The 26,171-nt window shown below is 56.9% G+C and carries 22 protein-coding genes and 1 pseudogene; 6 read left to right on the forward strand and 17 right to left on the reverse strand.

From position 1 onward, the window contains the following. Positions 1-259: 259 nt before the first annotated feature. The 3 genes from ACA054_RS20445 to ACA054_RS20455 all read right to left on the reverse strand — a co-directional run bounded on the left by ACA054_RS20445 (position 260) and on the right by ACA054_RS20455 (position 4,331). The gene (locus ACA054_RS20445) at positions 260-2,749 is read right to left on the reverse strand and encodes a TonB-dependent siderophore receptor (protein ID WP_497685884.1); all 2,490 of its coding nucleotides are present in this window, start codon (positions 2,747-2,749) and stop codon (positions 260-262) included. A 115-nt stretch (positions 2,750-2,864) separates the two neighbouring features. After that, entirely contained in the window at positions 2,865-3,818 is a 954-nt protein-coding gene (locus ACA054_RS20450; RefSeq protein WP_497685885.1) for a FecR domain-containing protein, read from the reverse strand. A 3-nt stretch (positions 3,819-3,821) separates the two neighbouring features. Next, the gene (locus ACA054_RS20455; RefSeq protein ID WP_497685886.1) at positions 3,822-4,331 is read right to left on the reverse strand and encodes a sigma-70 family RNA polymerase sigma factor; all 510 of its coding nucleotides are present in this window, start codon (positions 4,329-4,331) and stop codon (positions 3,822-3,824) included. Positions 4,332-4,463: 132 nt separating this feature from the next. Between ACA054_RS20455 and ACA054_RS20460 the strand changes: the two are divergent. Beyond that, positions 4,464-4,876, forward strand: a pseudogene (locus tag ACA054_RS20460) (Ig-like domain-containing protein); the annotation flags it as partial. Positions 4,877-4,960: 84 nt separating this feature from the next. Here the strand turns inward: ACA054_RS20460 and ACA054_RS20465 are convergent. The 8 genes from ACA054_RS20465 to ACA054_RS20500 all read right to left on the reverse strand — a co-directional run bounded on the left by ACA054_RS20465 (position 4,961) and on the right by ACA054_RS20500 (position 14,051). Then, positions 4,961-6,379, reverse strand: coding sequence for a ComEC/Rec2 family competence protein (locus ACA054_RS20465; RefSeq protein WP_497685887.1), 1,419 nt, complete (start codon positions 6,377-6,379; stop codon positions 4,961-4,963). A gap of 4 nt (positions 6,380-6,383) precedes the next feature. Beyond that, on the reverse strand, positions 6,384-8,285 hold the full coding sequence (locus ACA054_RS20470; protein WP_497685888.1) for a hypothetical protein: 1,902 nt from the start codon (positions 8,283-8,285) through the stop codon (positions 6,384-6,386). Positions 8,286-8,323: 38 nt separating this feature from the next. Next, complete coding sequence (locus tag ACA054_RS20475) at positions 8,324-9,331, reverse strand: patatin-like phospholipase family protein (protein ID WP_497685889.1); 1,008 nt, start codon at positions 9,329-9,331, stop codon at positions 8,324-8,326. 231 nt (positions 9,332-9,562) lie between these two features. Beyond that, a complete protein-coding gene (locus ACA054_RS20480; protein WP_497685890.1) occupies positions 9,563-10,132 on the reverse strand; it encodes a YceI family protein in 570 nt (189 codons plus the stop codon). A gap of 20 nt (positions 10,133-10,152) precedes the next feature. Further along, positions 10,153-11,262 carry a DUF3616 domain-containing protein gene (locus ACA054_RS20485; protein ID WP_497685891.1) on the reverse strand — a complete coding sequence of 370 codons (1,110 nt, stop codon included), beginning with the start codon at positions 11,260-11,262 and terminating at the stop codon, positions 10,153-10,155. Between the two features lie 86 nt (positions 11,263-11,348). Further along, positions 11,349-12,017 carry a phosphoribosyltransferase gene (locus tag ACA054_RS20490; RefSeq protein WP_497685892.1) on the reverse strand — a complete coding sequence of 223 codons (669 nt, stop codon included), beginning with the start codon at positions 12,015-12,017 and terminating at the stop codon, positions 11,349-11,351. A 195-nt stretch (positions 12,018-12,212) separates the two neighbouring features. Beyond that, positions 12,213-12,353 carry a hypothetical protein gene (locus tag ACA054_RS20495; RefSeq protein ID WP_497685893.1) on the reverse strand — a complete coding sequence of 47 codons (141 nt, stop codon included), beginning with the start codon at positions 12,351-12,353 and terminating at the stop codon, positions 12,213-12,215. Between the two features lie 336 nt (positions 12,354-12,689). Continuing rightward, complete coding sequence (locus tag ACA054_RS20500; RefSeq protein ID WP_497685894.1) at positions 12,690-14,051, reverse strand: MATE family efflux transporter; 1,362 nt, start codon at positions 14,049-14,051, stop codon at positions 12,690-12,692. A gap of 442 nt (positions 14,052-14,493) precedes the next feature. Here ACA054_RS20500 and ACA054_RS20505 point away from each other — a divergent pair, with 442 nt between their 5' ends. Beyond that, positions 14,494-14,766, forward strand: a complete 273-nt coding sequence (locus ACA054_RS20505; RefSeq protein ID WP_008054930.1) for a hypothetical protein — start codon at positions 14,494-14,496, stop codon at positions 14,764-14,766. Positions 14,767-14,838: 72 nt separating this feature from the next. Here ACA054_RS20505 and ACA054_RS20510 read toward each other — a convergent pair whose 3' ends face one another. The 4 genes from ACA054_RS20510 to ACA054_RS20525 form a co-directional block, all read right to left on the reverse strand. Beyond that, positions 14,839-15,114 carry a hypothetical protein gene (locus ACA054_RS20510; protein ID WP_497685895.1) on the reverse strand — a complete coding sequence of 92 codons (276 nt, stop codon included), beginning with the start codon at positions 15,112-15,114 and terminating at the stop codon, positions 14,839-14,841. Beyond that, the gene (locus tag ACA054_RS20515; RefSeq protein WP_497685896.1) at positions 15,114-16,886 is read right to left on the reverse strand and encodes an S-type pyocin domain-containing protein; all 1,773 of its coding nucleotides are present in this window, start codon (positions 16,884-16,886) and stop codon (positions 15,114-15,116) included. The genes ACA054_RS20510 and ACA054_RS20515 overlap by 1 nt, the downstream gene beginning before the upstream one ends. Before the next feature lie 409 nt (positions 16,887-17,295). Then, a complete protein-coding gene (locus ACA054_RS20520) occupies positions 17,296-17,694 on the reverse strand; it encodes an alpha/beta fold hydrolase (protein WP_497685897.1) in 399 nt (132 codons plus the stop codon). Positions 17,695-17,785: 91 nt separating this feature from the next. After that, positions 17,786-18,061 carry an alpha/beta fold hydrolase gene (locus ACA054_RS20525; protein ID WP_497685898.1) on the reverse strand — a complete coding sequence of 92 codons (276 nt, stop codon included), beginning with the start codon at positions 18,059-18,061 and terminating at the stop codon, positions 17,786-17,788. A gap of 196 nt (positions 18,062-18,257) precedes the next feature. Here ACA054_RS20525 and ACA054_RS20530 point away from each other — a divergent pair, with 196 nt between their 5' ends. Beyond that, positions 18,258-18,659, forward strand: coding sequence for a GFA family protein (locus ACA054_RS20530; RefSeq protein ID WP_497690347.1), 402 nt, complete (start codon positions 18,258-18,260; stop codon positions 18,657-18,659). A gap of 145 nt (positions 18,660-18,804) precedes the next feature. On the opposite strand, the gene ACA054_RS20535 is transcribed toward ACA054_RS20530, so the two are convergent. Then, entirely contained in the window at positions 18,805-20,886 is a 2,082-nt protein-coding gene (locus ACA054_RS20535; RefSeq protein WP_497685899.1) for a molybdopterin-containing oxidoreductase family protein, read from the reverse strand. Positions 20,887-20,967: 81 nt separating this feature from the next. Next, positions 20,968-22,266 carry a DUF1214 domain-containing protein gene (locus ACA054_RS20540; RefSeq protein WP_497685900.1) on the reverse strand — a complete coding sequence of 433 codons (1,299 nt, stop codon included), beginning with the start codon at positions 22,264-22,266 and terminating at the stop codon, positions 20,968-20,970. Between the two features lie 335 nt (positions 22,267-22,601). Between ACA054_RS20540 and ACA054_RS20545 the strand changes: the two genes are divergently transcribed. From ACA054_RS20545 to ACA054_RS20555, 3 genes are all read left to right on the forward strand, one after another. Further along, entirely contained in the window at positions 22,602-23,936 is a 1,335-nt protein-coding gene (locus ACA054_RS20545; protein WP_497685901.1) for a DUF1214 domain-containing protein, read from the forward strand. After that, positions 23,929-25,428, forward strand: coding sequence for a DUF1254 domain-containing protein (locus ACA054_RS20550; protein ID WP_497685902.1), 1,500 nt, complete (start codon positions 23,929-23,931; stop codon positions 25,426-25,428). Before ACA054_RS20545 ends, ACA054_RS20550 begins: the two co-directional genes overlap by 8 nt. 338 nt (positions 25,429-25,766) lie before the next feature. Continuing rightward, positions 25,767-26,144, forward strand: coding sequence for a c-type cytochrome (locus ACA054_RS20555; protein WP_497685903.1), 378 nt, complete (start codon positions 25,767-25,769; stop codon positions 26,142-26,144). The last annotated feature ends 27 nt before the right edge of the window (positions 26,145-26,171 follow it).

The raw sequence follows: 26,171 nt of genomic DNA on the forward strand, positions 1-26,171 counted from the left end.
GCAGTTACCAGTCGTAAGTCATCTCAACCGAAGCCACCCGCTCCTGCCCGTAGTAGCAAGCGAACGAGTAGTTGCAGTCCGACACGTATTCACGATCGAAGAGGTTCTGCACGTTCACGCGCAGGCCCGGGTCCAGTTGATCGTTCCCACGCTCTGCGTGGGAATGCAGCCCGGGACGCTCCGCGTCCCTTCGACAGCCGAACGCGGAGCGTCCATGGAGGCATTCCTTTGCTGCGCGTGGGAACGATCGGTGCCGCAGTTACCAGTCGTAAGTCATCTCAACCGAAGCCACCCGCTCTTGGCCGTAGTAGCAACCGAACGAGTAGTTGCAGTCCGAAACGTACTCTCGATCGAAGATGTTCTGCACGTTCACGCGGGCCTGTAAACCACGCAGGCTCGGGTCCAGTTTGCCCATGTCGTAGCTGACAGTGGCGTCATAGACGACGTAGGACGGCACGTCGAACGAGTTGGCCGCATCCCCCGGCTTGCGCCCGGTGTAGCGGGCGCCCGCGCCGAAGGTCAGGCCATTGAGGTTGGCCTGGGTGAAGTGATAGTCAGCCCACACCGAGGCCGATACCGGCGACTGGGCTTCGTTGCGGTTGTCCTCGTTACCCCAGGTATCCTTGGTGTAGAACGAGTCCATGTAGCTGGCCGCAGCGATGACGTCGATGTTGTCGAGGCTGGATTTGACTTCCAGTTCGACGCCGCGCGAACGCATTTCACCGCTCTGGGACATGTACTCTGGATACACAGTGTCGCCGGTCAGCACGTTCTTCTGTTTGACCTCGTACACGGAAGCGGTGATTAGGGTCTTGTCGAATGGCTGGTACTTCACACCCACTTCGTATTGTTCGCCCTTGGTCGGTTCGAAAGCCTTGCCGCCGCGCTCGGGGGCGGCAGTGCCCAGGGTTGGCAGGAACGATTCGGAGTAGCTGACGTACGGCGCCAGGCCGAAATCGGTGACGTAGGTCAGGCCGACACGGCCGGTGAACTGGCTGTCGCGTTTGGCTTCGTGGGTCGACGCCAGCAAGTCTTTGTTGTCGATTTCCGCCCAGTCCTGGCGACCTCCGATGGTCAGGATCCACTTGTCCAGTTTGATCTGATCCTGCAGGTACACACCGGTCTGGCGCAGGGTGTTGTCCCACTTTGTGGTCAGTTGCGGGGTGACGCTGCTGGTGTCGTAGTTGTTCTTGCCGTACAGGTCGACCGGCAACACGTTGTTGGCGTTGTAGCCATCGTACTTGCGAGTGAAATGGCGATAGTCGACGCCCGCCAAGGTCGTGTGTTCAAGGGCGCCGGTGTTGAATCTGTACTCCAGGTTGTTATCGAGGGTGTAGGCGATGTTGTGCTGGTGCCAGTCGACCTTGGCACGGTTGGCCCGGGTGTAATCGGTCACGCCGTCGGCATCGGTGACGAAGCTGCGCAGGTAGAAACCCTTGTAGCGGTCGCGCACGTCGGTGTAGCGCGCCGTAGAGCGGTACTTCAGGTCATCGCTCAAGTTGTGGCTGAAGTCGTAGCCAAAAATGTACTGGTCACGCTTGTAATCGTTGAAGTTGGTGTCGCCGGAGAAGAAATCGCGGTCGATTTTCTCGCCGTTGGGGCCACGGTTGAGCGAGCCGATCCTCGGTAGCGACTGATAATCCGGCACGCCGTCGTCACGCTGGATCTGTGCCAGCAACGTCAGGGACGTGTCGTCGGTGGGTGCCCAGGTCAGGCTTGGCGCCAACAGCATGCGCTGGCTGTTGTTGTGCGCGACCATTTCGTTGCCTTTGTCCGCTACACCGACGAGGCGGTAGGTGAACTGTTTTTGCTCATCCATCGGGCCGCTGGTGTCGAAGGCGCCGTTGACCCGGTTATAGCTGCCCGCCCCCAGCTTGACCTGGCTGCGCTGCTCGGTGGTCGGGCGCTTGGAGACCATGTTGATCAGGCCGCCCGGCTGGTTTTGCCCGTACAGGACCGACGACGGCCCTTTGAGCACTTCGATGCGCTCCAGGGTGTAGGGATCGATTTGCGGGGCGCCACCAAGGCTGCCGGCGTACGGGATGTAGGCACCATCCAGGTACAGCGGAGTCGGGGCGAAACCACGGCTGGTGATCTCGTCGGCAATCGAGTTGCGGTCGGTGAAACCACCAGTGTTCACCCCCGGCGTGTAGCGCAGGGCCTGGGTCAGGTTGCGCGCGCCCTGGACTTCAACCTGGTCGGCGGTGACCACGTTGATGGTCTGCGGAATTTCCAGGATCGGCGTATCGGTCTTGGTCGCGGTAGCGCTGCGAGTGGCAACCAGGCCGTCCACCGGGCCGTAGGCCGATTCCACGGCAACCCCGGAAATGCTGGTGGCGCCCAACTGCATGGCCGCACCGGAGCCAACGATCGGCAACAGCGAATAACTGCCGTTGTCGTGGCGAACAGCTTCGAGCTTGCTTGCGGCGAGCAACTGTCGCAGGCCGGCATCAACGCTGTAGCGCCCGCGTAATCCAGAGGTTTGCTGGCCGGTGGCTGAGCCCGGCTCGAAGGACACGGTTACCCCGGCCGTACCAGCGAACTGGGTCAATGCCGAACCCAAGGGCCCCGCCGCAATGTCGAACTCGGTTTCGACATCGGTCTGCGCCCAGGCCGGTTGCGCCACCATCGTCATGCCCAACGGAACAACCAACGCCATTCCGAGCAAAGCGGCATGCACGGCTCGGCTCAAAGGTCTGACGGATGGCTGAATAGAACAAATGCGGTGTTGGGGATTGCGAGGGGTCATGCAGTTTCCTTTCGCCCGTTGGCAGTGAATGGCGGCGTCTGTGTGCGCCTCTAACACCTAAGTCGAACGAGAATCGAAATCAGTAACCCCTGCGCAGGATTTTTTTCAGAAACACTCAGACCGACTCCACGCTCGTCCAGAAACGACTGAATCGACGAATGCGCACGGGCAAGGTCGAGGTCAGGTTTTCGAGGATGGTGTCGATACTTGCCAGATGAAAAGCACCGGAAATCCGCAGTGCCGCGACCGCCGGATCACAGCCCAGATGGCCAGGACGGTAACGCTGCAGTTCACTGATGAATTCACCCAGGCGCCAGTCGTTGACCACCAGCATGTCGCGGGTCCAGGCATCCGCCTGAGGGTTGGCCCGTTGCAGGGGTTCGATGGCGTCCTGGCGGAAGCTCACTTGCTGACCGGCGTCGACACGCACGGCCGCGCCCGTCAGGTTGGCGCAGCGCACCTCCACCGCATGCTCTTGCACACTGACCTGCGTGCGGTCCGCTTCGCAACGCACGACAAAACGCGTGCCCAAGGCGCGGATGCTGCCTTCGGCGGTGTGTACAACGAAGGGCCGCGCCTGCGCGTCGCGGGCCGTTTCAATCTGAATTTCACCCTGGAGCAACCGGACTTCACGCAGAGTTTCGCTGTAGCGGATGTCCAGCGCAGTTGCCGTGTTCAATTGCAATTGCGTGCCATCATCCAGACGCAGCCGACGGCGCTCGCCGGTACCGGTGCGCTGATCGGCCATCAGCGTCGGTAGTGGCGTGGTGTTCCAGGCCAGGGTCCCCGCCCCGCCCGCCATCAGCAGAATCGACAGGACCTTGAGCACATCGCGGCGTTTGGCACGGGCGCTGGCCAAGGTCGGGCGAGCGATGCCGGGGGTGACTTGTTCGAGCTTGCCCTGCAGGCGACCGAGGCGCTCCCAAGCCTGACGATGCCGCGGATCGCGCTCCAGCCAGCGTCGATGTGCCTCGCGAACGGCCTCGTCCGGCACCTCATCGCGCAAATCGACATACCAGCGCGCAGCGGCTTCGAGGGTGGCGTAATCCAGCGGTTGTGCTTGGGCCACGACTCAGTCCTCGATCAGCAACAGGCAGTGCGTCAGGGCGCGCACCGCGTGCTTCTTGACCGTGGTCACCGAGACGTTGAGGCGCCGGCCGATCTCGACATAGCTCAGGCCATCGAGCTGGGCCATCAGGAAAATCTCCCGGGTCCGCTCGCCCAAACCGTCGAGCAAGCGGTCGATTTCCATCAGGGTTTCAATGATCAACGAACGGGTTTCCGGGGAGAACGCCACCGGTTCCGGGATGTGGGCCAGGGTTTCCAGATAAGCCTGCTCCACCGCCCGGCGCCGGAACATGTCGATCATCAGGCTGCGGGCGATGGTGCTCAGGTAAGCACGAGGCTCTCGCAGCTCAGCGCTCTTGCGTTGGGTCAACACGCGAATGAAGGTGTCCTGGGCCAGATCCGCCGCATGGTGGTGGCAGCCGAGGCGCTTACGCAGCCAGCCACACAACCAACCGTGATGGTCCTCGTAAAGCGTATGCACGGCCTGTTGCAGCGAGAGATCGACAGAGGACATGGGAAAGCTCGACACAAATTTATTTGATAATGACTCTCATTTTCTTCCAAGCCGACACATTTTGGCAAGACCACCTGTCATTGGTGAAAGTAACCCAATGAAATATGAGAAAATTTCCCTGTTTATGAGGAATTCCCCCCACCGGCCAGCGTCACCGCGCCTTTCACCGCGGCCTTCACCTACCAGGCCAGCGATGCCAAGAATGCGCTGTCGGAACGGCAACGGTGTCCGTGGCAGTGACCCCGGCGGCGGTCAACGAAGACCTGGTGGTCACCAGCGCTTCGGTCACCGTACGCAGCAACAACCGCTACACGTGGGACCTGGCCGGGACCACGTCGAAAGGCACGGGCAATACGCTGACGGTGACCGCCACGACCACTGCCGGCCCGCTCAACCTCGGTAACGCGATCCTCACGCCAACCGGCACCGGAGCGCGCTGGAGGGTGTCGGTCTGCACCACGGGTGCCGGTCCGACACCAAGCCCGACCGTGACCATCAACTCGACCTTCGGCAAGTCAGTGACGGTACCGATAACGGCGAAATAAGTAACTCGACTGGCGCCCGGTCCCTGCAATGGGGATCGGGCGCTGGGTGGGCTTACCGAGTACATTCGATCGTTTAAATCCGGCTCAGAAAGAAATCTTAACCTCCACCCACAAACCCGTTGGGTGATAGTCCAGAACAGCCCGTTTATTTTCTGCGGTTGGGTTTGTCATGAAGGTTGCAGTTTCATCGGCGATCACACTGTCACCGATCACAACGCGTTTTTGGGTCCTGTCCTTCAAGGCTTGATAAAGCTCGGGATACGGCATGTTCCATTCGTTGTCCTGAGCGACTTGCGTGACCACCGGAATCATCGCCACCAACCTGCCGTCGGTCATTTTCTCCAGCCCCAACTGCCGCAGCGTGGCGTTGTGGCTGCAATGGTGGCCGACTTTGTACAGGGTCACACGTGCCAGGATGTCATCGACGGTCAATGCACCGCCCTGCTTAGAATCCGGCGTTCGCGGATAGGTCTGCTCGGCCCACGAGAGCCAGTTACCTACCTGAGCGTCACCTGGAAACAGCAGGATCTGCCCATCCGGAAGTTCAAAGGCCAGCACCAGGCTGGTGTTGTTGGTGTCGGAGTCCATCTTCAACGCCATCGTCTCGGCAGATGAGTACCACTCGTCATCGATTTGTCGCGACGCCGTTGCGGGGTCGAAGTACAGTTTCTGGGTGATGGTACGGTCCTTTGGATTTTGCAGTTTCACCTCGGCCAGTGGCCGTTGATGGGGCCTCGCAAATGGGAGGTCAGCGTTATCAATACAAGCGTCATCGAGTTGTTTGAGGTGAAGACTGATCGCGTTTGCATCCTCCTCATTGCTCAAGTACACCTCTTTGTTCGCGCCCCGAGCGGGCGAATCCTTGCGCAAATACTTCTGGTCCCTGGGTGGCCCCAGGACGTAGGCCTTGAGCCCGTCAATGGTTGTCGGACTGACGACATCGCCCGGTTCCAGATAACGGGTTCGAGCCGGCGTGGCTTTTTCCTTGAGCATGCGCAACGTGCTGGCACCGGTCGGACGCCCTTCCTCGCCCAGGAACGCACTGAGTTCCAGAACGGTCTTGATGCGAAAGTTACTGTCCTTCAGTGCGGCCACTTTTGAATGGTTAACCAGCGCCGACAGCGCTTGCCTGGTTTTGTCGAAACGCTCGCGCAATGCGTTTGCCGTGGGATCATTGGGATTCTCCGTCCAGGCAAGCCAGAACTCACGGATCTCGAAACTGCTCTGGAAACACTCCCGCTCATACAGGAACCCCGACAGGTGATCGTGGTGCTCATGGGTCACCACCAGCAGATCAAGTTTGCCGCCTGTGGTTTCCAGAAGATCACGGACAATCTCTGTCATCCGGTCTTTGGCATTCTTGACGCCCTGCAATACGCCGCAGTCGATCAGGATGTGTTTGACCTCGGCTGCGTCCAACTCATGGCGCAGCAAAAAACAGTCACCCAGAATGCCGCGATACATGCGCACCGACACCGACCCCGATGGATTACTTGTACTCATGGCCTCAGACTCCACGATGGGTCATGGCGAACGGATTATCCTGAATGTTTGCGCCACGGTAGGTCAGCGCCAGGCTGCCAAAACCCGTATCGAGAAAGCAGCGCTGGCACTCGAGCCGATCGTTGTCATTGATGCGCTTGCATATGACATAGCGCACCTGGCCATCGCGCAGATCAATGATCAGCGTCGCACCGCCGCGGAACTGGAAGTCGCTGGCCGGTGGTGTCGCTGTCCTGACGAGGTCCAGCTGATCCTGAGTGGCTTGCACCTTGGGATCGAGGAAACCATGGCGTTTTTGCGTGACTTCGATCACCAGCTGACGCAAGTCCTGGCCGTCAGGCCCTGCACGACGGCAGGTACGCACAGAATGCACCTCGACCGCAGGCCGACTGAAGTCCCCTCCAAGGAAGAGACTGCCGGCAATGTAGTCTTTTGTGCGATGGGTATTGAACACCACACCCAGTGCATCGGCCCAACCGGAATCCGAGTTGCACACCTTCATGATCCAATGCCAGACGATCTTGCGATTACTCTCGGCCTGGCGAAAGCCTTTGTGCCGTTGATATTGCGGTGTGATATCAAGCGCATCCTCCCCTTTCGCCGCATGCAGCAGTTCAGTCGCCGCCAGCGCCCCCCGAGGCGATTCCCACAACAGGCTGTCCGGTGCCAGTGACAGGCATTTTTCGGGCAGAATGCCACGACGACGGAACGCTTGAATCATCGCCAGGCGATACTGCATAGGATCGTCCGGAATCAGGTCGGTGTCAGCGGTGATGATTCCACGCAAGAACTCACCAAACCTCACATCCACGGGTGGCAAGTAGTCCAGCGCACGAATGCACATGCGCAAGACATGGTCCGCCGATTTGGTCGCTTCGCGGGTCAGACGCTGAACCAGTTCCGGTGGCAGGCGACTGCCTGTGCTTCCTGCCCCATCGGCCAGGCGCAAGAGATCGGCCGAGCGTTGCTCGTAGATACTGATAAAGGCGTCGAAGACCGCGGCAACCAGGATTGCACCGCGTGCGTGTGGCTCGCTTGTCCTGGACAACAGGGTCGGGTCGGGCAACTGCTGGCTGTCCTTGTCATCGATGGCCTCGCGCAACGCGGCATAGCGTCCCGTGGCTTCACCGAACTGCCGGGCCAGGCCGCTCATCCAGGAGCGTTGGTTGAGGCTGCCGCCATTGCCGGCAACATGCTGGGACACTGCCTCTGGCAACATGAAATGCATCATCAGGGCAACGATGTCAGCAAACGCCTCATGAAACGCCAGGCTATCGGGACTGGTCGCCTCACTGTAGCGACGGTGCAAACCATCGAGAATGGCGTGGGTGGTTTCGTGGGCGATGATGTCGTGGGACAACGCCGTGAACACCCAGCTGCCCGGAAGATTGACCCCGGGATCGGTCATGGACGCCTTGAAGTAACCGAACAACAACGCCTTTTTTTCTTTGCTGTAATAGGCATTGGCTTCGCGTAGCGCATGAGGATAAATGCGCAGTTTGCGCACCTGCTGGTAAGAGCCGGACCGTTCATCCCACTGCGGGCACCAATACACCTTGCGCCCCAGCGCCCGCTCGAACAGCTTCACGGTTTTCATCGCCACGGCAAACACCATCTGCTGATGAAAGCGTGGGTCACCCTCCGAAGGCGTGAGTCCGTCCTGCGCCAGCAAATGACGATCGTTGAGATCCACCGGGTCGTAAAACTGCCCGCTGCTCGGATCGATATCTATGACTTCAAAATACTCGTTGACCGGGCCGGGTTTCACCCTGGCTTCCCAGCGCTCTTCCCAGGGAATCTGGATGGTCGCGTGGCTGATGCGAGCCGTTTCAAGCTGCGTGGAGGCCTGCGGGTCAAATGCGTAAACCCTCAGTTTGCGCATGGCGGGTGGTGGGTAGTCGGTCATATGCCCTCCCTTTGCAGCAGTCCTCGTGGCGGTGCACGCTAAAGAAGTTCCGGGGCATAGGCCAATAGTCGTGCTTTGACCAGCGCCGCACCGTGGCGAGTCAAGACGTCCATCTCTTCGGCAGACAACCGGCGCAGATTCGTATCAATGGCGGACGCAAACGCCGCGTCGCCCTGCTGCGCTTGACCTTCTTTACTGTCGATCGAGAACCACATTGGCTTGGGTCCCTTCCCTGACAGAAAACGATATTGCAGTCGGTCAAACTCCAGGCCACGTATTTGCTCCATCATGATGTCCAGCGCCGCCTTGAGCACGATGGCACCGGACTCCGTCGGCTGGCTGCTGTTCGCAAACGGCTTTCCACCGTCGCTGACAATGACGTAGTCCAACTCATTCTTCTCGCGCACCAAGGGGTTGATTCCCATGTTGTCGTAGACGCCACCGTCGGTCAGCGTCACGTACTCAACGATGTCATTCGGGTCGAATGGTTGGGAGTCGAGCCTTAAGGGAGGGAACACCGGCGGAAAGGCGGATGAAGCCGCAACAGCGTTACAGATAGGGAAATCGAGTGCCGAGGCTTCCCCGAGGTCATGATCGCCCATCACGCATTCCTTACCGCCGCCGACAACGAAGAAAAACATGTTGCCGGTCGCAAGGTTGGTGGCATTCAAATAAATACGAGGGCCATTGCCCAGTGCCGACAGCTTTTTCTTCTTGAACAGGTCCTTATCGTAAGACTCTGCCAGTTTCTCAAGTCGAGACTCGAATGGATCAAGAGCCCCCACGATAAATGACGACACCGCGATTGAACGGCTTCGCAAGTAAGTATCAAGCAATTCAAGTTTATTTGCAGAGCCCCAGTTCAAGGCAACCGTGGCCCCCGCGATGCTGCCACCGCTCACGCAACTCAACAGGTCGATTTTGTCGAGAAGTCCATTGCGTTTCAGCTCCTGCATAACACCTAAATGAAAGGCGGCAGCTCGGAACCCGCCTCCCGACATGGCCAGGCCGATGCGTTTGGTTTCACCGTTTATCACGATTGACATGATCAGCTCCCTTGATTCGAGAACCCATGAGTGAAAGAAAATCGAGACAATCAAACGCGCAACTTTGAAAACGGAAAAAACAATAAACACCACAGCAAATGCTAGCTGAGTTCTCAACTCAACAAGCAAGGTAAAAGTGATTAACAGACTGCGCCTTATTTCAATTGAATAGATAAGTGATTTATCGCCCGAACAACTTTGCAACCCGCATCAATCGACAAACAACACCTTTCAGTGCTCCGGCGCAACCATTCGAAAACGTATGTCGATGTTGTCGGAAACCATGCTGTCAGCCCACTCGCCAGCGCCGATCTTGAAGTCACTGCGTTTGAGTACCAACTCGCCATCGAATATGCCGATGGCGCGCTCCGATTTCAGGAGCACCGGCACCGTGACCTCCAGGGTTTGCCCCCTGAGCGAGAGGTTGCCGGAGATCTGATAGCGGTTGTTGCCCAGGTCTTTGATACCGGTCGACTCAAAGATCGCCACTGGATAACGTTCAGTGTCGAACCAGGCAGGCTTTTGCAGTTCCTCGTTGGCATCGCTGCTGCCGGCATCAATGCTGACGAGTTCGATGGTCAACTTGGCGCGGGCGGCCTCGGGGCGGTTTGTATCGAAATCGAGGATGCCCTCGAACTTGCTGAATGTGCCATACACCCGCGACCCCATCTGGTTATAGGTGAAGCTGATGGTACTGGCGGTGGGATTCACGGTGGTGTATTCGACCGCATCAGCACAGAGATAAAAGCCAAGCGCCAGGATGGCAGTCAATGCGGTAAAGCGCAGAGATCGAGGGCTCATGGAACTCTCCGGGCCGATCGTCACAGATTGAATAGATCCGCCTGCACACTGCCATCATCGCGTTTTCTATGATCGGCGGGCGCGTCATACACTACCAGCAGCGAAGGCCCGGGCAAATCGGCCATTGAAAAAAGGGATAAACCTTCCGCATGGTCATTCCCCTGACCAAAGGGCACATCCAAAACCTTCTCGAGGTCCTGACTGAACACCACGCTGTCGCCGCTCGTGCGCACGCCATCAGGCCAGCGAGTCACGGTAACCGGGCCATCGAGATCCATGGTAGGGCCGGCCAGAATCAGTAAATCATCCCCCTGCACACACAAGTCGCGCACACCCAGACCGCCCAACTGGATGAAGTGCTTGAAATAGGGACGAGCATCCTTACCGATTTTTCCCAGCTTCAGCCTGCAGGGATCGGCCTTGTCCACAACCGGTTCGATCTCCAGGATAATGGCCCAGCCTCTGAGTACAGGCCCACGCAAACCAATGAAAAGCCGTGAGCCGGCCACCGCCAGGCCCTCAATATCGAAACCGTTGTCCTTACCGGGAACCGCAAAGAAATCCCGCAGGTGTACATCATGCTTAAGCGATTCGGTCAGTGCATTCCACGATTCCTGGCCGTCCAGTTGAGCAGCGGATCTCTCAAGGCCCGGAGTCTGTCGCACAAGACTGCAGACGCCGTCTTGTTCCACCACCGGAATACGCGCCAATAAATAACGATTGCCTTCGCTACTCACTTTGCCCAGTCGCTCGATATTCCTGGCGCCTTTTTTCTTCTCATCGGCCTGTTTGCGCTTGAGACTGTGGGAACCGATCAACCAGAGATACCCCTCCTTTTCATCATGGGCCAAGCCCTCTATGTCAGCCTCCTCGAACTTTTGCGGCGACTTCGGTGGCACAGGCAGGTACAACAAATCGTTCAGAGCAAACCGTTGATGATCTGCAAAAACAAACCCATCCGCAGTGGAGCGACCTTGATAGATTAGACGCTCCAGACTCAAGGATTCATCATTGGCCAGCCAAAGGGTCGACCCCATCTGCAATACCGTTGACAGACCATCCCTGATTTTCTTTTCGAAAGAATCGATCTGACCGTTAAATTGAAGCAACACTGTTCTCTTGCGTTTCATGCGATCCACCTAAGAATGAATAACCGAACGCGAAGAATGGCTGCGTCGGACCAGAAACGTCTGGTAATACGCAAACGCATCCCGACCTACCCGTGCTCTCGCTGCCACGCCCGCGCCAACAGATCCATGACTTCCTTATCCGAAGTCTGGGAAAAATCCATGTACCAATGACCGATCGACATGAACCAATCGGGCATGATCGGACACACCAACTCATCCACCTCACTGCGCAACGCCTCGACCGTTTCAACCGGCGCCACCGGCACTGCCACCACAATGCGCGCTGGCGCCTGCAAACGCACCGCCTGCACCGCCGCCAGCATCGAGGCCCCGGTCGCCAACCCGTCGTCGACCAGAATCACCACCTGATCCTTGAGCTGCACCGGCGCCCGCGTGCCTCGGTAAACCTGCTCGCGGCGCAACAGCTCACGGGTTTCCCGGGCGACCACGGCCTCAAACGCGGATTTTTCAATGGGGTGAGCCCGCAGCGCGTGCTCATTGCGAATTTGAATATCGCCACTGGCAATGGCGCCCATGGCGTACTCCGGGTGGGACGGAACACCCAGCTTGCGCACCAGCAGCAGGTCCAGGCGCACACCGAGCGCCGTGGCCACTTCATAGGCCACCGGCACCCCGCCCCGGGGCAAGGCCAGCACGATCACATCGGCGCGGTGGGCATAAGGGAGCAGCGGCTCCACCAGGCGTCGACCGGCGGCGGCGCGGTCCTGCAGGATGGTTTGCGATGAGTAATTCATTTGAAAACCTCCCCAGGCGATCAACGCCTGTCGGTTCGCATCACATCATCAATTGTCGGTTCGACGGTGGCTGTCAGCAAGCCCGAATACAAGGACAGTGCTCACCCCAGTTACCTGTGGGAACGGGCTTGCTCCGGGCGGCGTTCCGACGAAGACGGCCTGACAGCCGACCAACCTTCTGCAGATGGAACCCGTTCAAACTGTAGGAGCTGGCTTGCCAGCGAAGACGGCCTGGCAGCCGACCGCCAGCTTGCGGATGTACCGATCTACTGTGGGAGCGAGCTTGCTCGCGATGGCGGCCTGCCAGCCGACCTGGATATTGTTGACCGAGTACATATCCATTCCTGCGGTAACGGCCACCTATGGTTTCGCCCTTACGGCGAGTCACTTGGAAAAGCCTGTAGGAGCGAGCTTGCTCGCGAAAAACGCCGGGATAACGCGTTCATTCAGGCAGGGCGCGTTATCGTTGACCTCCATCGCGAGCAAGCTCGCTCCTACAGAGAACCTCCACTCGGCCTCTCGAGGGGGCAAAAAAATCAAAAGCCAAATCAAAAGCTTGCGCGAGGCGGCCGACCGGCCGGCCTGATCTCAGGTGAACGCGTTCCCCTGTAGGAGCTGCCGAAGGCTGCGATCTTGGCGCCGAGCCAACCACCACACCCCTAAAGCCTTCCCTTACACCAACCGCTCAATCTTCTGATGCTGCCACACCAGCTTGTAATACAACGTCTGCATCGCCAGCATCCCCAGATACGCCACCGGAAACGCCATCCACACCCCTTGCAACCCAAACCGCGCATCCAACAAATACGCCACGGGCAACTGCACGCCCACCACGCACACAATCGAAATCGCCACCGGCACCCTCACCGTGCCGCTGGCGCGCATAATCCCGCCGATGATCGCCTGGAAGCCAAACACCAACAGGCTCCAGAGCATGATGTGCAACAAGTGCTCAGCCATGCTGCGCGTCGCGTCTTCAGTGAGGAACAACCCCAGCAACCAATGCGACAGCAAATACCCCAACACCACCAACCCACCGGTCAAACACACGTTGATCATCAGCCCCGTGCGCAGAATCGGCCCGATACGCTCGATGCGCCCTGCTCCGATCGCCTGCGCCCCGAGGATCGACGCCGTGATCGCAATCGACAGCGCCGGGAACTGCACGTAATTGACGATCTGCGTCACCGCGCCATACGCCGCCGTCGCCTGGGAACCGTGCTGGTTCACCAGCGCCAGAATCACCAGCTCCGACAGCGACAACACCACCATCTGCAACCCGGTCGGCAAACCGATGCGCAACACCTTGCCGAGGATCGCCTTGTCCAGCTTCATCGCCGCGAAAAACTCCCGGTCCGGCGCCAACGGATGCCCCTTGCGAATCAAGCGCCACGCCAGCCACCCCATCGCCGCCAGGTTCCCCGCCAACCCGGCAAACGCCGCACTCTGAATCCCCATCGGCGGCAACCCCAACCACCCGCGAATCAATGCCGGCGTCAGCGCCAGGCCGATACAGGTCGACACCACCAGCGCCAACAACGGCGACAACGTATCACTCACCCCGCGCAGCAACTGTGTGAACAACACGAACACCAACAGCGTCGGCATAAACCACAACATCACATGCGCATACGCCACCGCATCGTCCAGCACATCCCCCGGCGTCCCCAACCCCACCAACGAAGACCGCGCAAACACACTCCCCACCACCGCCGCCACCAACCCGATCAACAACCCCAACAACAACGTCGACCCGGCAATGGCCTTCACCAAATGCGTCTCCCGCGCACCCCAGGCCTGACCGATCAATACACCAGCGCCCGCGCCAAGGCCGATGACCAGGGCAATGAAGAAGAACACGATGGGGAACATGCCCGAGACTGCCGCCAGGGCCTGGGTGCCGAGCATTTGGCCGATGTAGATGCTGTTGACGGTGCCGGACATGGACTGGAGGAAATTGGAGAGGACCATGGGGGCAAGGAAAAGCAGGTAGGTTTTCCAGAGGGAATGTTGGGGCTTGGGTGGGGTTTGCATTGGGTAGAGGTCCATCTCGACGGCTGGCGTGTTGATTGAGGATAGCTTCGGTGGCTGAAACCAACGGGCGATGAACATCTCAGGTCTGTGTTTATATTTCCAGCGGAGTGATGTGAAAGGTCTGAGATTTCATCATCACGGGTCCTACACTTTTCTCGGAAGCACTTACCTTGCCCGCTAATCCGATGAAGCTTATAGTCCGCCACGTCGCCCAAATGGCGACTCAGGTTTGGCGACCTGACTGATCGGATGCAAAAGCTCTGTGCTTTCTTGCAGGTGCTTTTGCACGTTCGCAAAGCTGTCTTTATGGCAGCTGTGCGCGGGAGACCTTCGGGTCTGCCGGATTCCGATCCCGGTTCGCCAACCTGCGTACAGCTGTCACCCATTTGTTTGGCGACGAATGAGGGACAGTCAACCTTTGCACTGATCGGAGTTTTCACCTATGGAAAGATACATGCCCCTCACCGGAATCGACCTGATCCCGGCCTCCCTGCTCATCGACACCCAAGCCCCACTCGACGTTCTGCAAGCCATGGCGGATTACCGAATTCGCACGGTTACGCAGGTACTGGAGAACATCGCGTTTCGCGCGGAGATTGGTTGCGACACGGTGGTGTTGTCGGACTTTTCCAAGCTGCTGGCGATTCCGTTGCGCGATGGTTGTGACTTGATGGATGTGATTGGGCGGCGCTTGCGGGCACAGGCGGCGGAGTAAATGAAAACGGGCGCCAAGGCGCCCGCTTCTTGTTAAACATCACCTACTCAAAGAGTCAGACAGTTAGTAATATCAATCAAAGGTATATTTCCCCTCTAACATAAATGCTGGCTCTCTCCAGTTGATATCCCTGACAATCGTGGTTCCGTTTTTAAACTTTATAAATCCAGCGTCACGCATTTTCCAAACGAGGTTCAACAACCCCATATTATCCTTCACATGCGCCCATCCAGCCACATTGTAAAGTCTGTCCAGTTGAGGAAGAGAGATACCTGACTCATTTTTTGTGAAAAATAGAATCACCTCTTCAGGCTTCTCATTAAGCACAATTTCTCTTATAACACCCATTATTTTATCCCACTCAGTAGCTTGAACATTATTTCCCGTTGTTTTTCATCCGCTTCTAAAGCATCAGGTGTGTAGAGCAATTCAGAAGCATCCTTGAGTTTGTAGTCTTCCAGGGTTGCCGCATGGGTGTGATTCCAAGTAGCACCTTCATCTTTCGGATTTACACCGTCTGCCACCCCTAATGCTCTGAAACGTTCAAGCTCCCTGATTTCATGAGTATAGAAACGTTTGTCGATAGCCGTGACTACTAATTTACCTTGGAGAATTTTTTCCAAGCGCTCAATCATGATGGCATTGGCATCCGAAGGATCGAATCGGCCCGTATGTACTTTCACCAGGTCAAAACCCACTTGAGTCACGGTAGCACTCGTCCAATCGAGATCAAGGATCGGGCCTCCCGCTTTGGCGGGATTGTACAATCGACCGCTGTACTTTCCTCTCGTGGTAGCCCCTTCATAAGGACTATTGAAAACAACATAGATTGGCGGCAAGCCGCTACTGATCGGAAAGCAGTAAATACAATCTCTGAAATCCGGTGACTCGAAAGCAGGCAAAGTTTCGGGCTGCACGAGCAATGGCGACAGCTCAACGCCAGTGTAACGAGGTACCTCCACGGGTCTAGCAGGTGAAGTTGTCGAACTGCTTCCCCAATGGATAATGGGGAAACCGAGAGTGATGGGCGGTGTGTCGTCGGAGGTGAAACTGTAGCTGCTGGTATGCTGGTCGAACTCTAACGCCCGAACTGGCACCGCTGGCGAAATGCTGCCTCCAGTCGGAGTTGCAACGAGTGAGTACTGATCACGATCACCGTAAATACGATAGGGAAGATCGATGGTTCCTTCGGCAGCCGCGATTTCATGCAAGTTAGACGGTGCATCTGGCAATAGTGCATTGCCGGATAGTTTGAGAACCGTTTGAGGATAACGCTCGCCGTTACCCAGTTCAGGCGAGTAGAGCAAAGCACCGATCCCAACCGCCGTCGCTCGACTAAAAAGAACTTCCCCCATCCCCGTCAACAACTGAATGCCCTTACGGATCACTGCCTCGAAGGTCCAACCGTCCGCGTTTAGGAGATCAGCGGCACCTGCCACAGTTACCACCTGTGCGGATTGACCAAAGGTTAACTTGAAACTGTAGGCAGTTTCACCTCTAGCCAAGGCAGAATGGATTGCAGCATCTACAGCTGGAGAAGCGTCCTCTAAGATGGAAACAGCCTCGACAAGGATTCGTTTAACGTAGGCGGCTGTCAGAGATCTCAGAAAGCTTTCATAAAGGCCTAGGCGTTCTTCCTGGTGTTCTACGGTATCCAAATAAGCCGCAAATAGCTCGGCCCTTTCCATACTGCCTAACGACAAAGCATCTATGCCAAAAAATATATTCGCCTCAGACCAACTCGCATTCATTCGAACTTGTTGCAGAAGCTCGACAATCATCGCTTTCTTTTTTAAGGCGCCTTCCAACTCATTGAATAGGTGAGTATCAATAGTCGAATTGATGCGCATCTCTATTTCATTTCGCACACACATCGTGCAATTCGAAAATACGCCTCCTATTTGATCTTGCACCGAATACCCTATAGCTACCAACTTTGAATATGGGTCGTGTTCTTTATCGATAGTTTCAATTCGGTAATCCACAGTAACCGTCGGAACAGCTCCATCCCAATATAAAACACTGTCAAAGCTTGAAGGAAATCCGGAATATTCCTTGTGTGAATTGAACAGAGTGTTCGACGATTTTAAAGGCGGAGGAAAAGCAGTAAATTTTTGCATGCAGCATCCCTTGCAATTATTTGAATTCCATGCGACTTGAAGCACCCAACTTATGCCGCAACAACGAAACTCTATCAACAGTAAAATATTTACCGCATATGCCTGCCTAGAGATGGCGAAACTTCAATGCCAACCATTATCCATCGTAAAATTTCTTATTTAAAAATCCGATTTCAGGCGGATATTTTGGTACATTTTGTATAGATTGATGGCTGTTACCAGGATTTGACTCAGCAGCAACATATACAACTGGCCTACCTCTGGTGAAGAGAACAAAGGGATGGTTGTGAGATGATGGATATGATTGGGCGGCGTTTGCGGGCGCAGGCGGCGGAGTAAATGAAAACGGGTGCTTAAACGATCCGTTCTTCGGCCCGACGAAAAGATAAATCCCCTTTTCTACCGCTTTCTATTCATCGCCGTGCTGCTGGCAGAGGAATTCGCGTATCGCTTCGGCGGTTCGCCTGGCGCTGGTCACCACGAAAAAATGCCCCTCGCCCTGCAGAACGTGCAGTTCGGCACGGCGAATGGTGCGGCGAAGGATGTGCGCGTTGTACAGCCGCACCAGAGTGTCGCGTTCGCCGGTGAGGATCAGCGTGCGCTGGCGCAGACGAAACAGCCGCAGCAGGCTGGTCCAGCCGACCAAGGCGGTGAGCTGGTGGTAATAGGTTCGCGGGTTGACCGTGAGCATGCCGTTCACCACACCGAAGCGCAGCAGCGTCTGTATCGAATTGCGCGAGCCTTCTTGCTTGCGCAGTTTGGCGCTTTTACTCCTGCCAAAAAAATCCAGGATGTCGGCAGGCTTCACCAGCATCGCCGGGCCGGCCGAGGTCGCCGCGAGGATCAGCCGGCGTACCGGTAACGCAGGGTGAATTCTTGCGCCAATGCACCGCCCCAACTCACGCCGAACACATCGACCTGGTCGATTCGAGCTTGAGCATCTCGGCAATCAGGTCGGCATGGCGCGGCAGACGCATCGGCCAGCGGGGCATTTGCGATTTGCCGACCCCGGGCACGTCCAACGTAATGGTCCTGTAGTCCACCAGTTCATCGCGCAGGGGATCGAAAGTACGGATCAAACCACCCAGGCCGTTGAGCAAGAGCAGCGGTGAGCCTTGGCCGCGGATTGAAACGTTCAACTGCAAGTCTTTAATGGTTAATTTGTTCGTTGTCATGGTTTACCCCTTGGCCTACCCGCTTTGAGACAGCATCTGGCATTTTGAGGCTGAGATAGGGTGTAAACCTTATTCAGGACGAGACAGACACAACCAAGAAACTGACTAAATAAATATGTCCCCTTTTCGACCGTCCCCTTTCCGACCTCGGAAGCAGTGATTAAGCTGTCACCGTTTTTAATGGACGGTCGAGATGATGACAGAGGTCTATCAGGGAAGCTGCCTCTGTGCAGTTGTCAGTTACGAGTTGAGTTCTGCGCCAAAAGCCGTGAGTCATTGCCATTGCGCCCAGTGTCGAAAAGGCCACGGGGCGGCATTCGCTACTTACGGCAGCATTCCACGCAGCGAGCTTCGAATCCTGAGCGGCACTACGGCTATCAAGTCCTACGCTTCGTCCGATGCGGTGCTTCGCCAATTCTGTACGCACTGTGGTTCGACCTTGTTCTGGGCAAGGTCTAAGGGCGAGTACGCCGATTGGATATCAGTAGCATTGGCCACGCTGGACACGCCCTTCACCCCGCAGAAGCAAAAACATATTCATGTCGCCTCCAAGGTTCCATGGTATGAGCTTTGCGAGACCTATCCACCACTGGAATGAGCGCTATGGGGTGGGTTGCAGCCCTTCGCGACAGGCAGGAATCGGCCAATAGCAGCCGTTGCAGAACGATCGCTTTCGATCCATCGCTGTGGTTGTTAATGGGAAAGCTGGCCAGCGCGGTCGCTTGCGCCTGTCGCGAGCAAAGTCACTCCTCGCACTTCTCTATCTGTACCAGCACGTCGTAAAACGTCGCCCCTCTACCCATGTCGGTCAAATGCTGACTGGTGACTTCGTTGGCGTTCTTGCCATCTTCGGCGAGCTTCTTCCACCAGATGGACAACCCCACGACCAACCCTTGTCGTGCACGGTCGGTCACGCGTGCCTTGGCGACGAATGAGCCGCGATCGTTGTAGATTCGTACCTTATTGCCGCCCTCGATGCCTCGTTCTGCCGCATCGGCCGGATGGATATCCAGGTGCGGTTCGCCTTCGGTGCTGCGCAGACTCTGCACGTTGACGAAGGTGCTGTTCAAGAAATTGCGGGCGGGCGGTGAAATCATCGCCAGCGGATATTTTTTTGCCAGCTGCGGATTGCTTGCTATCGATTCGTAAGGCGCGATATAGGTTGGCAAGGGGTCCAGGCCGGCGGCCTGCATCCGTTCGCTGTAGAACTCGCATTTGCCGGAGGGGGTGGGGAAACCGCCCAGGGCAAAAGGCGCATCCGGTACGTTCAACTTTTGCCAGCCTTTTACCTTAAGCACATCCCAATCGAAATCAATGGCGCGCACATCCTGCTTTTTGAAGGCCTGCGCGGCGATCTCGTCGTCGCTCTCCTTGAAACAAGGATCGTCGAAACCCATGCGCGACGCCAGCAGGCGGAACATTTCCGAGTTCGGCTTCGCTTCGCCGAGTGCAGCGATGGCCGCATTGTTGGCCAACATGTAGTTATGCCCATATGCCATGTGAACATCCACATGCTCGAGTTGCGTCGTGGCAGGTAAGAGAATATCCGCAAAATCGGCAGTGTCAGTCTGGAAGTGTTCCAGCACCACGGTGAACAAGTCCTCACGGGAAAAACCCTGGGCGACTTTCGGTGACTCGGGCGCCACCGCGACCGGGTTCGAGTTATACACAATTAGCGCTTCGATCTTCGGACCGAACTCGGGAGATGTGTCGCGCAGCAAGTCGTCGCCGATGGTGATCATGTTGATGGTGCGTGGCCTGCCTCCGGAGCGCAGGTCGGAACGCTGCATGGCATGGTAATTGACCGGAAAAGCGTCCGCAGTCGCCAGCAGGACACCGCCCGCGGCCTGCCGCCAAGCGCCGATCAAAGCTGGGAGGCAGGCGATGTTGCGCACCGACATGCCGCCGCCGCGCACGCGCTGCAGGCCGTAATTGAGGCGGATCGCAACAGCATCGCCGCGCTTGGCAGTCGTGCCATATTCACGCGCCAGTTCCACCACTTCTTTCGTCGTAATGCCACAGGTTTGTGCGGTGCGTTCTGGCGTCCATTCCTGCACACGCTCTTGCAGCAGCTCAAAACCAAACGTGAACTGTGCGATGTAATCTTCGTCCAGGAGATTTTCAGCGATCAGCACATGCATCATGCCAAGTGCCAATGCAGCATCGGTACCTGGCATCAACGCAATGTGCTGATGGCATTTTTCCGCGGTTTGCGAACGGTAAGGATCGATAGCGATCAGTTTGGCGCCGCGTCGCTTGGCTTGTTGCACTCGGCTCCAGAAATGCAGGTTAGAAGTGATTGGATTACCGCCCCAGATCAGGATCAGTTTTGCATTCTCGAATTGTTCGACATCAGTGCCCAACTGCGCGCCGATGGTGTAGTTGTAACCCACTCTGCCCGCCGAGCTGCAAATCGTGCGATCTAGGTAGGACGCGCCGACTTTGTGGAAAAAACGCGCGGACATCGCATCGCCCTGGACCAGGCCCATCGTGCCGGCATAACTGTAGGGCAGGATGGCCTGCGGAGCGCGTGCCGCGATGCTCTTCAGGCGAGACGCAATGGTATCGAGTGCCTCATCCCAACTGATGCGTTCAAATCTACCTTCACCTTTTTTCCCGATCCGCTTCATTGGATACAACAGGCGATCCGCGTGATAGGTGCGCTGGACGTAACGCGCCACCTTGGTACACAGCGCACCGGCAGTAGTGGGGTGATCGGGATCGCCGCGTACTTCGGTGGCGACTCCGTCTTGTACGGTCACCAGCATCGCGCAGGTATCGGGACAATCGTGCGGACAAGCCGCGCGAACGATAGAAACAGTCATTGGCTTAATTCCAGAAATGCACGGCCGCGAGGTGGGGAGCGTTGCAGTGCGGGTGGGTTTTCATTGAGCTTGAGCGGGGGATCAAGAATGCTTGATCACCGGCGGGAAATATTCACCCGTGCTTGCCCCACCCTTGGCTCCATAGAAGCGGAAGACCAAGCGATAGTTCTGGCCCGGCGAGGTGGGCAGCCAGTTGCCGTCTGCGACGTCCTGCGGTTTCGTGGGGGCAAAGTGCAGGGTCAGGGAACCGTCCTTGTTATACGTCAGCGGCGAGTGGCTATTGATCGCAAAGCGGTTCTGCGGGTTGGGCAGAACGCGGAAGTTCCTGGCATCCGTGGCCGTGATCGACCAGTAGTAATTCACCATCGACGCTGGCAGTTGATCGGCGGGAAAGGTCACCGAATAGCTTTGCGCGCTCTCCAGCGGTTTGCCGTTCTCGTCCAGCCCGCCCCGGTAGTAAACCACTTCTTTCTGGGTGTTGGCCCAGATGCCGCCATGGTTCACCAGGGAACGGGTCAGGTAGTCACTGCCGTAGGTGCCGGAGGTCGAGGGGCGGCCCCAGCCATTGTTGACGGTGCCGTGGCCGATTAGAGGCGCAGCCTTGGCGAGATCGGCGAAGGCATGGGTGTGGATCGACTTGTCGATGCGCGCCCGTTCCTCGGGATCGGCGATGGCTGAGGCAATGGCGCGGACCTTGGCTTGCAACGGTTCCATCCCGGGATTCAGGTCAGGCTCCTGCAGCGCCACGGTGGCTGAATCGAAGGCTTCCACCCCTGGCATTTGCTGCCCCTGGAAAATCAGCGTCTGCGCAATCTCCGGCGATTGCGGCGTGCCGGTCTGGCGCATCTTGAATGCGTGCTGCAAGCGCTCGGCCTCGCTCCAGTCGCTGCCCAACTCGACTCGGGTCAGCACCCGCGCCGTACGCGCCGGGAGGTCGATCCGCTGGGTATTGGCCGGCAGCTTGACCTTGGCGCCTTGCAAACAGGCCGCAAACTCGCCGTTCGGATGTTTGGGGAACACACGTTCGTTGATGTTGGCCAGCGTCTCGCCCCAGCCGTTAAGGAACTGCACGGTGTAGTAGCGGCCACTGATCTTCGGTACCGATACCAGCGTACAGCTCTGCTCGTCCACCGCCACCCAGGCCTCGGAACAAGCGACATCCACATTGGGATTGGGCCAATCCACCGCGCCGGGCTTGTGATGGGTCAAGGTGTTCCACTGCATCCCATCCTTGAAGTCCAATTGTTGCTGGCGAGCTACCAGCAGCCGGCTGTACAGGTAGATATAGGCGTCGCTGATATCTTGGTCGGTGATGGCAAGCGTTTGCGATGCGGGGGCGGTTTGTGCGAGCGCGACCGGCACCTGTAAGCAGGCGGTCATCAGCCAAATCACGGCTGTAGCTCCCAGTGTCAAAGGTAAACGCAAGGACATGAAAATCTCCATCGAATGCAGTGGAAATGACCTCCAGGGTCATCGCCCGTTATGCCTGTATCCAACCTATTGCGCGCCCCCCCCTTTGGAGTGGTGTGAACAGCGTTTTCAGAAAACGCGAGATAACCGCAGGTCGTACGCTGACCTGAGAAAAATGCCGTCTACTATATTTCTGATGCAGCGTTCGGTCATCTGCCATTTTTGAGTTGCGGGCGCAGAATGGAACGCCGTAATAAGCACAAAAAAAGCACTTTTTTGACCTGCGTTTTTTAGCGAGATATGCAATGGAACGGTTATTGATCTCTGGTGCTTTGGCTTTAATTTCGGTTGCTTCCTTCAGTGCCACCAGCAATGTCGCCATGGCTCAGTCTCCCCAGAGTGATCAGGACATTGCCGATGCGTATATCTATCTGCTTGGCCGTTTACACGTCACGCGCCAGCAACAGCTCGATTTCCAGGAAGGCTTCAAGTGGAACGAAATCATTCACCGCAAGCCCGGCGCGGTGGATTGGCCTAACCCCAACCTGGATGTAGCTTATTCGGAGGCCTGGGTCGCGGTCGATGAATCAAGCTGCACGATTGTCTCTGTGCCAAAAATCCAGGATCGCTATTTCACCGTTCAGTTTCTGAACGGTTGGGGCGAAACGCTGGCCAACATCAACGAACGGCTTTTCCCCCGGAAGGCATACGGCGATTTCGCCGTTTGCTTCAGAGGGGCGAAGGTCAAGTTGCCGGATGGCCTAACCAGTCGGATCGACTTGCCGGTTAAGCAGGCTCGTATCCTGGCGCGTGTGGCATTGGGCAGTGATCAGGAGGGCGCCGTTGCGCTGCAACAGCAGTTCAAACTCACTGCCACGGGAACTCCCAAATTGCCGGAGATCCCGAAGACACCGATCTTCGAACTGGAGAAATTGCCCGGCGTAGAAGCCTTTGACTCTGCTGATGTAGCGCTCGACAGCGACCCGGACATTAATCCGGGTCTGGAACACCTCCAGCAAACGGCGCGCAGTATAGAAGAGGCGATCAGCGACCCGGCTGAGCGTGCTCGCGTTGATCAAGTCATTCGCACGGTGGCTTTCCCTCGTTTTGCCAAGGCTGGCGCCAGCATCGGTCATGGAACGATCGAGAATGGCTGGGCCCGTCCAGGCGTCGTCGGTGAATACGGGCTCGATTATCTTGCGCGAACCCTGATCAACCATGCAGGTATCTGGGCCAACATCAAGCCTGAGGTGCTCTATTATCGAGGCGGTAGCGATTCGACGGGGGCCGAACTCAATGGCAACAATGTCTACGCAATGACGTTCCCGGCTGACGCCTTGCCCACTCGATTCGCCAAATACTTCTGGTCAGTGATTGCCGTCGATAGTGTCCGATTCCGCGTACTTCCCAATCCCACGAAACGCTACTTGCTGAATGAGCAGACCAAACCGCAACGAGGCGCGGACGGTTCGCTCACGCTCTACTTCGCCGCCGAAAAACCGGTCAACGCCCCTGAGGGTAACTGGCTGCCGACGCCGAAGGGCTCGGTCTATCGCCTGACCCTACGATTCTATGGTCCGCTAGAGGGAGTTGCCAACGGTACCTATTTCCCGCCGCCACTGGTCAAAACCAATGAATAGACCCGCTGGGCGATTAGTGCCCTCGATTCTCAAGAGCCTGTCCGTATCGATGTTCGCCGTGTGCGTCACCATTGCGGCGGCCTACGCCAGCGAGTTGCAGCCGTCGCCAGCCTGGCGCTCTGCCATGCCGCTCGGGCCAGACGCTCGCGTGAAAATCACTGAGCAATATGCCCGCATGGTGGCGCGCGATGCTTATTTCTGGGCCTGGCCGATGGTGAACATCTACAACCGCCGACAGGCATTTGAGCAGTCGCCGAGAGTTGGCTTGATGAATGGGGTTTTGCCATTTGCACCACCCAACAGATTGTCGATGCTGCACGACTACATCCAGCCGGAGCAGCGCTGGGTTGCCTGCCCCAATCAGGACGTAGTCTACGGGGCGGCAATCGCCGCGCTTGAGCGAACCCCAGTTGTCGTGCAGGTGCCGGACTTTGGCGATCGATTCTGGGTTTACCAGGTTGTCGATCTGCGCACGGACAGCTTTGCCCAGATTGGTGCGATGTACGGCAGCAAGCCTGGTTTCTACTTGTTGGTTGGTCCAGGTTGGAGCGGCGAAGTGCCCAAGGGAATAACCAAAGTCTTCGTTGCCAGGACCAACACGGCCTTCGTAGTCCCTCGGGTGTTTATGGATGACACGCCTGAAGATCGAGAAAAGATTCAGTCCGTCATTGCTGGCATCGACGTTTATCCGCTGGCTGAATTCGACGGAAAGATGAAGCAGCAGGACTGGCGCAAACTGCCGACGCTCAAGTCGCCCACCGAGGGCAGCGGCGAGGTCGAGACCAAATGGGTATTCCCCGACAAGTTTTTTGCCGAATTGCCGCTCGTGCTTAAAGACGCTCCGGCGCTACCGGGTGAAGAGGCTCGTTATGCGCAAATCGAGGCCGTGCTGTCGGCTGCGAACGACGATCCAGAGTTGAAGCGGGCAATAGATGATGAAGCGGCGAAAGCCGAGAAAGAGCTTGTCGATCCGCTGCTACAGTTTCGCAACTGGGGCCGGCCGGCTGGCAACAACTGGACGTCAACGTCCAACAACGCGGCTTTCGGCACTGATTACTTCACGCGCACTGCGGTAGCTAAATCGAACATTCTGGTCAATGCGCCTACCGAGACCAAATACTTCTACCAGGATCTGGATAGTGCCGGGCAGCGCTTGAACGGTACCAAGCGATACGCAGTGACCTTCAACAAAGGTGAAGCCCCACCTGTAGACGGTTTCTGGTCGCTCACGCTCTATGACGCGCAGCACTTTTTCGTCCCGAACGCGCTGAAACGTTACTCTCTAGGTACCAAGAACAAGACTCTCAAATTCGAAAACGACGGTTCCCTGATCCTTTACGTGCAGGCAGATTCGCCGGGATTTGACAAGGAGTCGAACTGGCTGCCGACGCCGAAGGGCGCTGATTTCTCGCTCTATCTGCGGGCTTATGCGCCCAAAACGACAGTCGTCGACGGTTCATGGATTCCGCCCTCCGTTGAGGCGAAGAACTAGTGGAGCGCGCGATAGTTTTAAGATGAAGATGTTGTTTGCACTGAGGGGCTGTGGATTATTTAAGCTGATGTGCCAGATCTAATTACCCTTATCCTCAAACGAGTGCTGAATGACTGCTTCTGGCCGATTGCTGCATTCCGTGACGGCAGCTATGGATCGATTTCTGCCCATCGTAACAGGCAGAAATCGGCCAAGAATGGTCACCGGGATGCGCGGGAAAACGTGTTGGTTTAATGGGCATCAGAAATGACTGGGTGTGCCGACGCGACGGCTGATATCTTTCCCGCGCTCCAAATCGCGTCCAATCGACGCTGATCCCATCAAGGAAGATAAAAACAATGAAAATATTATTCATCGCTTCGCTAGGAATTTTATCGCTGACTCAAACATCACTATCCTTCTCGGATAATCCTAATGGAAAAAATCTCTATCTACAGCGATGCAGCATGTGCCACGGACTGGATCTCAAAGCAACAGGACCGCTGGCTAATAAAAGCAATCCGCCTACACCTGATCTAACAACGTCCGCTTTCAAAAAACGATTAAATGATTATCCGGGCGTGATTGTCTCTTCGATAATACTTCGCCCAAATGGCGACTTGATTCCAAGAACCTTGCGCGAGAATGGTGTAAAGCTATCGCCGCACTCATGGAGCGTTAAGGATCTGCGCGATTTAAATCAATACATGGGTGGTGTGATTTCACAAAACCGATGACCTTTGAAGTGCCTGGTCCTGTGCTGT

This window comes from Pseudomonas sp. LBUM1653 (assembly GCF_059716115.1).

What these genes read in the sequence shown, in the direction of transcription:
- ACA054_RS20535 (WP_497685899.1), bottom strand. Translation starts at nt 20,886, where the DNA reads ATGACTGTTTCTATCGTTCGCGCGGCTTGTCCGCACGATTGTCCCGAT.
- ACA054_RS20545 (WP_497685901.1), top strand. Translation starts at nt 22,602, where the DNA reads ATGGAACGGTTATTGATCTCTGGTGCTTTGGCTTTAATTTCGGTTGCT.
- ACA054_RS20550 (WP_497685902.1), top strand. Translation starts at nt 23,929, where the DNA reads ATGAATAGACCCGCTGGGCGATTAGTGCCCTCGATTCTCAAGAGCCTG.
- ACA054_RS20445 (WP_497685884.1), bottom strand. Translation starts at nt 2,749, where the DNA reads ATGACCCCTCGCAATCCCCAACACCGCATTTGTTCTATTCAGCCATCC.
- ACA054_RS20540 (WP_497685900.1), bottom strand. Translation starts at nt 22,266, where the DNA reads ATGACCGCCTGCTTACAGGTGCCGGTCGCGCTCGCACAAACCGCCCCC.
- ACA054_RS20530 (WP_497690347.1), top strand. Translation starts at nt 18,258, where the DNA reads ATGACAGAGGTCTATCAGGGAAGCTGCCTCTGTGCAGTTGTCAGTTAC.
- ACA054_RS20490 (WP_497685892.1), bottom strand. Translation starts at nt 12,017, where the DNA reads ATGAATTACTCATCGCAAACCATCCTGCAGGACCGCGCCGCCGCCGGT.
- ACA054_RS20505 (WP_008054930.1), top strand. Translation starts at nt 14,494, where the DNA reads ATGGAAAGATACATGCCCCTCACCGGAATCGACCTGATCCCGGCCTCC.
- ACA054_RS20500 (WP_497685894.1), bottom strand. Translation starts at nt 14,051, where the DNA reads ATGCAAACCCCACCCAAGCCCCAACATTCCCTCTGGAAAACCTACCTG.
- ACA054_RS20455 (WP_497685886.1), bottom strand. Translation starts at nt 4,331, where the DNA reads ATGTCCTCTGTCGATCTCTCGCTGCAACAGGCCGTGCATACGCTTTAC.
- ACA054_RS20480 (WP_497685890.1), bottom strand. Translation starts at nt 10,132, where the DNA reads ATGAGCCCTCGATCTCTGCGCTTTACCGCATTGACTGCCATCCTGGCG.
- ACA054_RS20470 (WP_497685888.1), bottom strand. Translation starts at nt 8,285, where the DNA reads ATGACCGACTACCCACCACCCGCCATGCGCAAACTGAGGGTTTACGCA.
- ACA054_RS20475 (WP_497685889.1), bottom strand. Translation starts at nt 9,331, where the DNA reads ATGTCAATCGTGATAAACGGTGAAACCAAACGCATCGGCCTGGCCATG.
- ACA054_RS20555 (WP_497685903.1), top strand. Translation starts at nt 25,767, where the DNA reads ATGAAAATATTATTCATCGCTTCGCTAGGAATTTTATCGCTGACTCAA.
- ACA054_RS20525 (WP_497685898.1), bottom strand. Translation starts at nt 18,061, where the DNA reads ATGACAACGAACAAATTAACCATTAAAGACTTGCAGTTGAACGTTTCA.
- ACA054_RS20465 (WP_497685887.1), bottom strand. Translation starts at nt 6,379, where the DNA reads ATGAGTACAAGTAATCCATCGGGGTCGGTGTCGGTGCGCATGTATCGC.
- ACA054_RS20510 (WP_497685895.1), bottom strand. Translation starts at nt 15,114, where the DNA reads ATGGGTGTTATAAGAGAAATTGTGCTTAATGAGAAGCCTGAAGAGGTG.
- ACA054_RS20515 (WP_497685896.1), bottom strand. Translation starts at nt 16,886, where the DNA reads ATGCAAAAATTTACTGCTTTTCCTCCGCCTTTAAAATCGTCGAACACT.
- ACA054_RS20485 (WP_497685891.1), bottom strand. Translation starts at nt 11,262, where the DNA reads ATGAAACGCAAGAGAACAGTGTTGCTTCAATTTAACGGTCAGATCGAT.
- ACA054_RS20495 (WP_497685893.1), bottom strand. Translation starts at nt 12,353, where the DNA reads ATGTACTCGGTCAACAATATCCAGGTCGGCTGGCAGGCCGCCATCGCG.